The organism is Corynebacterium sp. MSK041 (assembly GCF_030232265.1).
Taxonomy (GTDB): domain Bacteria; phylum Actinomycetota; class Actinomycetes; order Mycobacteriales; family Mycobacteriaceae; genus Corynebacterium.
Window position 1 is genome coordinate 20,512 of the sequence record NZ_JASPJK010000017.1, and the last position, 7,808, is coordinate 28,319.

The following is a 7,808-nucleotide window of genomic DNA, read 5'->3' on the forward strand; positions in this document are numbered from 1 at the left end:
CATGAATATTGACAACCGCGAAGAACTCCAAAGGCTCATCGGCTCCGACTACACGCTGCAGTGGGTCATCGGCCATGGCGGCATGTCCACCGTGTGGTTGGCGGATGACCCGGCGCATGACCGGGAGGTAGCCATCAAGGTGCTCCGCCCGGAGTTCTCTGCCAACGAAGAGTTCCTGGCCCGCTTCCGCAATGAGGCCCACGCTGCTGAAGGCATTACCTCCGAGAACGTCGTAGCCACCTATGACTACCGCGAAGTCCCCAGCGGGGAGGGCTACGCCATGTGCTTCATCGTCATGGAGTACATCCGCGGCGAGTCCGTGGCTGACCTCCTCCATCGGGAGGGCTACCTGGAAGAATCCCAGGCCCTCGACATTCTGGATCAAGCCGCCCACGGCTTAGCCGTCATCCACGACATGGGTCTGGTGCACCGCGACATCAAACCGGGCAACCTCATGCTCACCCAAAACGGCAAGGTGAAGATCACGGACTTCGGCATTGCCAAGGCCGCCTCCGCCGTCCCGCTCACCCGCACCGGCATGGTGGTGGGCACAGCCCAATACGTCTCACCGGAACAGGCCCAAGGCCAACCGGTTAACGCGGCTAGTGACGTTTACTCGCTGGGTGTTGTGGGCTATGAGCTGTTGTCGGGAAAGCGGCCGTTTACGGGGGATTCGTCGGTAAGCATTGCTTTGGCCCACGTATCCAACAACCCTCCGCCACTGTCCACGGGGATTTCCGCGCCGACGCGTGAGCTGATCTCGATCGCCCTGCGCAAGGACCCGGCAACCCGTTTTGCCAACGGCACGGAGTTCCAGCACGCCATCGCTGATGCGCGCGCGGGCCGCCGCCCGACCAAGGTTTTTGCTGCCGCGACCCCACCCAAGCAACACGCATCCACGGCGGAACTGGCCGCGGTGAACCACGGGACCACGCACGTGCCGGCAGTGCAACACGCACCGACACCAGCCCCTGCGAAGAAGTCCGGCGGCTTTGGCACCGGCATACTCATCGCCCTGTTCACACTCGTTGCCATCCTTGGCGCCGTGTGGGCTTACACCTCCGGGGCGCTGGATGGCTTGCTGGGAACGGAACCTACTCCGACCACTACCAGCAGCACTACAAGTTCCAGCAGCGAAACGGTGACCACGGAATACACCACCGTGACGGAACCGGCGACGACAACTACGCCATCCACATCCAAGACGGAACCGTCTACGCTGTACAACACCACAGAACCGGAGGAACCTAGCGCGCCCGAGCCGGAGCCACCGCACACGTCTGCGCCGGCTCTGCCAAGCGAACACCCCACTCCCTCCCCTGCCCCGAACCCCATTCCGGACTTCAATGGAGTCCCTGGTCTGCCGGACCTGTAATTTAAAGGAGCATCATGACTCTTATTGGTGAGCGTTACCAGCTAGGTAACTCCATTGGCACCGGCGGCATGTCCAACGTCTACGTGGCCACTGACATCCTCCTTGGGCGTGAAGTGGCCGTGAAGATGCTCAAGGTGGATATGGCGCGGGATGAGAACTTCCGTGAGCGGTTCCGCCGGGAGGCGCAAAACTCTGCGCGCCTGAACCACCCGAACATCGTGGCTGTGTACGACACGGGTGAGACAGACGTGGATGGCGTATCCGTGCCCTACATCATCATGGAGCGTGTGAAAGGCCGTGACCTGCGCGCCATCGTGCGCGAGGATGGTCCGCTGAGCCCGGAGGATGCCGCTGAACTGCTGCTTCCGGTCACCTATGCGTTGCAGGCCAGCCATGACGCCGGCATCATCCACCGGGATGTGAAGCCGGCGAACATCATGGTCACCAGCACCGGTGAGGTGAAGGTGATGGACTTTGGCATCGCTCGCGCGTTGGATGATTCCACGGCGGCGATGACGCAAACCTCCGCCGTGATCGGCACCGCCCAGTACCTTTCCCCGGAGCAGGCCCGCGGCCGGAATGCGGATGGGCGCAGTGATGTTTACGCGCTCGGCTGCGTGATGTACGAGGTCGTGACAGGCACCCCACCCTTCGAAGGTGAGACCCCGTTTGCGGTGGCCTACCAGCACGTCCAGGAAGACCCGGATCCGCCGAGCACCCGGATCCCCAACCTCACCGAGACGGAAGCGGTGAATGTGGATGCTGTCATCCTCACCGCAATGGCAAAGCACCCGGCGGACAGGTACCAGTCCGCCACGGAGATGAGCGAGGACCTCGAGCGCCTCTGCCGCGGCGCCGTGACTCAGGCCGCGCGTAACCATGTCGCGCACCCGCAGGAAGAGCCAGAGTACGAGTACGAATACGAGTACGTCAATGACCCGGCCGAAACCACGGTGGTTCCACCGTCGCGCTACCAGCAGCACCGCAATGAGCAGAACGGTGCGTCGCGCCAGGGCATGAAGGTGCTCGCGTTGCTGCTGGCGGCGATCATCGCGTTGGGCGGTGGTGCGGTGGCGATCAACAAGGTCCGCGATGCGATCGGCCAGTCGAATTCGATGGTCACAGTGCCAAGTGTCGTGGGCAAGGCGCGCGCAGATGCTGTTGCTGAGCTCGAGGACCTGGACCTCCAGGTCACGGTGAATGAGGCCCCGCACCCGGATGCTCCGCGCGGCGAGGTCCTGTCCATCAACCCGACGGAGGGTTCGCAGCTGAAGCGTGGCGCGAATGTCACGCTGACGGTCTCTTCGGGTCGGGAGATCACGGATGTGCCGGATCTCACGGATCTCACGCCGCAAGAAGCAGCGGCTGAGCTGGAAAAAGCGGGGCTCAAGCTTAACGACGACCTCCAGCGCGACTCCTCCGACACCGTCGAAGACGGCAAGATCATGTCCCAGAACCCAGCTGGCGGTACCCAGATTTCAAAGGGTTCGAAGATCTCCGTCACCGTGTCCACTGGCCGTGAGAAGGTCAAGGTTCCGGCGATGCGTGGCATGAATATCGCACAGGTGGAAAGCACCTTTGAATCGTTGGGGCTCAAGACCACCCGCGTTGATGTGGATTCTTCCCGCCCCGAGGGTGAGGTCTTGGCCATCGCCGGCGAAGGCACAGAAGTGGCACGCGAAACCACCATTGAACTGAGGGTTTCCAATGGCCAGATGATCCGTCTGCCGGACTTGTCCGGGCAGAGCCGTGAGAACGCTGAGACGACCCTGGGCGAGATGGGATGGTCCGGCCAACTGGTTACCGGCGAGCTGTTGGACACCGCGAACCCCTCCCAACATGGCACCATCGCGGGCCACCGCCCGGGCCCGAACCAAGAGGTCCGCAAGGATGGTGACATCACCGTGGATCTGTGGCGCAACCCAGTCGTCGAAGGCGTCCAAGGGCTGCTGTAGTAACTACTACGGCGCCCACGGTGGTAGAGTCACACAACAGTTACAGGTAAAAGCAAAGGTAAAGGACATTCACCGTCATGCCTAAGGCAAAGGTCACTAAAGACACCGCCAGCACCCCGCTGACCACATCCACCGGTGTGAACCGCACCCCGGTGAAGATCAACACCGGCGGCACGCCCGTCTGGTACAAGGCCCTGATGTTCGGGCTCATGCTCATTGGTCTGCTGTGGATGATTGTGAACTACCTCGCTGGCCCATCCATCCCACTGATGAATGAGCTTGGCCCGTGGAACTACCTCATCGGTTTCGGTGGTTTGATCCTGGGTCTGCTCATGACCATGGGGTGGCGTTAACCCCTTCATCCGCTCTTCCTAGCCAGCGCTTCCACTCGTGTGGGGCGCTGGTTTTTTGTGGATAAAGCCGGGCGGCTATCCACAATTACCCACCCTGTTTCTTATCCACAATGTGGGGCGTGAGTTCTCCACATCCTCCCTTCCCCACTGTGCAAAACGCAGGTCAGCCGTGAGAATTTCCTCGCCATCTTTTCCCCACAGGCTGTGGGATCTGGGACGCACGTGATTTACTCACAGGTTTGTCCACATTCTGTGGATAACTCAGGTGTGGAGGAGTGTGGAAGTCTGTGCTGAACCCCACTGTGGCACCAACACCGCTGCGAGCGCGAGCACCAACCCACCCATAGCGCCGGCCCAGCGAACGCGCTCATCAGGGGAGGTCAACGGTCCAGCCATGAGCGCACCAACAGTCAATCCGCCGAGGTGCCCCCACAGGCTCACACCGGGACTGAGCAGGGTGTAAGCAATGTTGCCCAACACCAGCACGAGTGGCGCCCTTAGGTCCGCGCGACTCCGCGCGGCGATGCCCACCAGAATGGCCATGAGCATGTACAACGCCCCGGAGGCCCCGGCGGTGGGCTGGTCCCATGCGAAGGTGAGCACGGCAGCGGATCCGCCGAGCACACCCGCCAAGTAGGCCACTACATAAGGTCCTGTGCCCACCGCTCTTTCGACCACTGCACCGATGAACACGAGTGTGATCAGGTTGACCGCCAGGTGGGAGATGTCCACGTGGAGGAAACCCGCGGTGAGCGCACGCAGAATGCCCGTGTCCGAGGCGGTGACGGCTGGGCCCCACAGCACAAACGTGGAACCAATCCCTGAACCCCAGACGACATCGGAGACAGAGCGAGACTGAAGGGCCGTGAGCACGAAAACCCCCGCACACAGCAGCGCGATGACTGTTGTGGCGGGGGCGCCGTAAAGAAGTTTCTTCACTTACTCGACGGTCACGGAGTTGATCACAACGTCCTCGACCGGGCGGTCCATGCGGCCGGTCTGAACATTAGCCAGCTCATCGACGACCTTGCGGGACGCCTCATCGGTGACCTCGCCGAAGATGGTGTGGCGGTTGTTCAGCCACGGGGTGGCGTCCACGGTGATGAAGAACTGGGAGCCGTTGGTGCCCGGGCCAGCGTTAGCCATGGCCAGCAGGTACGGGCGGTCAAACTGGAGCTCTGGGTGGAACTCGTCAGCAAACTGGAAGCCGGGGCCGCCGGTGCCGGTGCCGGTCGGGTCACCGCCCTGGATCATGAAACCAGGGATGATGCGGTGGAAGATCGCGCCGTCGTAGAACGGGCCTTCGGTGGTGCCGGAGGCGTTCTTGGTGGAGTACTCCTGGGTGCCCTTGGCCAGGCCCGTGATGATCTCCACGGTGTTCGGCGCGTGGTTGCCAAACAGGTCGACCACGATGTCGCCGTGGTTGGTGTGGAACGTCAGTGTTTGAGTCTTCTGTGTCATGGGCACCAGGGTACGCGATCGCGCACCCGTTCCGCAGATCTACCCAGGCAGAACCCAGGCGCAGCCTGGCTAGACCGCTCTGTCTTGCTTTTATATACTGCCCTGTTTAGACTCTGTGCCTATTCACAAACAAACCTATTAATTCATGTGAAAGGACCTTGCTCCATGTTGAAGAAGATCACAGCGGTCACCGCAGCTGCCGCATTGTCACTCGGGCTGGTTGCCTGCGGCTCTGATGACGCGGGCTCGGACGCCGCCGGCACCGGCGATACCAAGACCATCCGCGTAGCCACCTCCCCTGGCCCATACTCGGAGCTTTTCCAGGAAGGCGTTGCCCCGATCTTGGAGAAGGAGGGCTACACCCTCGAGTACACCAACTTCACCGACCTCACCCAGGCTGACACCGCGCTGGCTGAAGGCAACGCGGACTTGAACGTTGAGCAGCACACCGCATGGCTCGAGGTTTTCAATAAGGAAAAGAACGCCGACCTGGTCTCCATCACGGAGGTTCCTACGGTTCCGGCTGGCCTGTACTCGGAGAAGCACGAGAAGCTCGAGGACGTCGCCGACGGCCAGACGGTGGGTATCCCGCTCGACGGCTCCAATAAGTCGCGCGCGATCCATGTGCTTGTCGACGCCGGTTGGATCACCCTCCGCGACGACGCCGACGAAGCCCTGCTCTCTGAGGCGGATATCGCAGAGAACCCGCACAACCTGGACATCAAGCCGATGGATTCCGCGAACCTGTCCCGCTCCCTGCCGGACCTGGATTGGGCGGTCATCCCTGGCTCCATGAGCTACTCCGCTGGCCTGGACCCGAACCTGCAGCGCTTCCAGGAGAACCTGCGCCCGGAGCTCATCCTCGTGGCTGTGACCACCGAGGGTAAGCAGGACACCCCGTGGGCCAAGGCTGTGTCTGAGGCGTACCGTTCCGAGGAGTTCAAGAAGTACTTCGACTCCCAGAACACCAACAACTACTGGTTCTTCCCGGATTCCCTGAACTAATGCCTGAAGCTATCGACGCTGTTGTATTTGACCACGTCTCCAAAACATTTGAGACCCGCAATGGTTCCTTCACCGCCCTCGACGACATTTCCTTCACGGTGCCGAAAGGCAGCGTGAGCGGCGTTGTGGGTACCTCGGGTGCCGGCAAGTCCACGCTGATTCGCACGGTCAATGGGTTGGAAACGCCCACCTCGGGTTCCGTCACTGTGCTTGGCCGCGAGCCGGCCACGCTCAGTCCAGCGGAGCTGCGGGGTTTGCGGCGTGATGTGGGCATGGTCTTCCAAAGCAGCAATCTCTTAGAAACCAAGACGGTAGCGGAGAATGTGGGGACGCCGTTGAGGTTGCTGAAAGCGTCGAAAAGCGAAATTGAACGCCGCACCGCAGACGTGCTGGAGATGGTCGGCCTGGCTGACCGCGCGGACCATAAACCGCGCCAACTGTCCGGCGGGCAACGACAGCGCGTGGGCATCGCTCGTGCGCTCATCACGGATCCGACCGTGCTGCTTTGCGACGAACCCACCTCCGCCCTCGACCCCATCACCACCAACCAGATCCTTGATTTGCTGAGCAACATCAATAAGGAACTGGGCGTGACCATCCTCATCATCACCCACCAGATCGACGTGATCGCGCGTCTGGCTGATGATGTGGCGGTACTTTCTGAAGGCCGCCTGGTTGAATACGGGCCGGTCGCACACGTTTTTACCAACCCGCAACACGAACTGACCAGGAAATTCGTCGACACCGTCATCCCGCCTGCACTCGACCCTGATGCGCGTGAAGCGCTCGCGCGTGCCCTGGTGAAGAACTACGAGGTGTAACAGATGAACCAGCTCAATTCGTGGTGGCGCGACACCACCGGATCCCGCGTCACACCAGAGATGTACGTCGACTCCTTCGGCGAAACCCTGTACATGGTGGGCACCTCCCTGTTCATCGGTGCGCTGCTGGGCATTCCGCTGGCGCTCGCGCTGGTGATCACCCGGCCCGGTGGCCTCAAACCCAGCCGGGCGGTTTACGGCGTGCTCAACGTGACGGTGAACATCATCCGCTCCCTGCCGTTTATCATCCTGCTGGTGGCCATCTCCCCGTTCACCCGCGTTATCGCTGGTACCGCCATCGGCACGACTGCCGCGTTGGTGCCACTGACCTTATATATTGCGCCGTTCATCGCCCGGCTCATCGAGCAATCCCTCCTCGAAGTCAACCCGGGCATCACCGAAGCAGCCAATTCCATGGGCGCGACCCTCTTCCAAACCATCCGCTACTTCCTGCTGCCCGAGGCCAAGTCCTCCATCATCCTGGCCATTACCACCGCCACCATCGGACTCATCTCCGCCACCGCAATGGCGGGCACCATCGGCGGTGGTGGTGTCGGCGACCTGGCCATTTCCTACGGCTACCAGCAGTTCGACTCCATCGCGATGCTCATGACCGTGATCATCCTGATCATCATCGTCCAAGCCATCCAGTCCTTGGGCAACACCCTCGCCCGACGGGCACGGGCCTAGGGTTCCGCCAAGGTTCTCGGCCGAGTTCGAGATATCTGACCACGCGCGAAAACCCCGTTTCCTGAAATGCCAGGGTTAAGGGTCAAAAAGTGTGTCTGGCCCCGGCGTGTCGTGGGGTTAGATTTGGCCTTTTTGGATGCCGATTGAG

General features: G+C 61.4%; 7 protein-coding genes and 1 pseudogene. 6 read left to right on the forward strand and 2 right to left on the reverse strand.

Going from position 1 to position 7,808, the window contains the following annotated elements; all coding sequences use genetic code 11:
• The first annotated feature begins 1 nt into the window (after position 1).
• From QP968_RS10260 to crgA, 3 genes are all read left to right on the forward strand, one after another.
• The gene (locus QP968_RS10260) at positions 2-1,375 is read left to right on the forward strand and encodes a serine/threonine-protein kinase (protein ID WP_284856319.1); all 1,374 of its coding nucleotides are present in this window, start codon (positions 2-4) and stop codon (positions 1,373-1,375) included.
• Between the two features lie 14 nt (positions 1,376-1,389).
• Positions 1,390-3,330, forward strand: a complete 1,941-nt coding sequence (gene pknB, locus QP968_RS10265; protein ID WP_284856320.1) for a Stk1 family PASTA domain-containing Ser/Thr kinase — start codon at positions 1,390-1,392, stop codon at positions 3,328-3,330.
• 77 nt (positions 3,331-3,407) lie between these two features.
• Positions 3,408-3,683 carry a cell division protein CrgA gene (crgA, locus tag QP968_RS10270; RefSeq protein ID WP_284856321.1) on the forward strand — a complete coding sequence of 92 codons (276 nt, stop codon included), beginning with the start codon at positions 3,408-3,410 and terminating at the stop codon, positions 3,681-3,683.
• A gap of 261 nt (positions 3,684-3,944) precedes the next feature.
• On the opposite strand, the gene QP968_RS10275 is transcribed toward crgA, so the two are convergent.
• Entirely contained in the window at positions 3,945-4,622 is a 678-nt protein-coding gene (locus QP968_RS10275) for a rhomboid family intramembrane serine protease (RefSeq protein WP_284856322.1), read from the reverse strand.
• Positions 4,623-5,144, reverse strand: coding sequence for a peptidylprolyl isomerase (locus QP968_RS10280; RefSeq protein WP_284856323.1), 522 nt, complete (start codon positions 5,142-5,144; stop codon positions 4,623-4,625). It abuts the gene before it with no gap.
• 165 nt (positions 5,145-5,309) lie between these two features.
• Between QP968_RS10280 and QP968_RS10285 the strand changes: the two genes are divergently transcribed.
• The 3 genes and pseudogenes from QP968_RS10285 to QP968_RS10295 all read left to right on the forward strand — a co-directional run bounded on the left by QP968_RS10285 (position 5,310) and on the right by QP968_RS10295 (position 7,660).
• Positions 5,310-6,149, forward strand: coding sequence for a MetQ/NlpA family ABC transporter substrate-binding protein (locus QP968_RS10285; protein ID WP_284856324.1), 840 nt, complete (start codon positions 5,310-5,312; stop codon positions 6,147-6,149).
• Positions 6,149-6,922, forward strand: a pseudogene (locus QP968_RS10290) (methionine ABC transporter ATP-binding protein); the annotation flags it as partial. The gene QP968_RS10285 and the pseudogene QP968_RS10290, both read left to right, overlap by 1 nt.
• A 51-nt stretch (positions 6,923-6,973) precedes the next feature.
• A complete protein-coding gene (locus tag QP968_RS10295) occupies positions 6,974-7,660 on the forward strand; it encodes a methionine ABC transporter permease (protein WP_284856325.1) in 687 nt (228 codons plus the stop codon).
• The last annotated feature ends 148 nt before the right edge of the window (positions 7,661-7,808 follow it).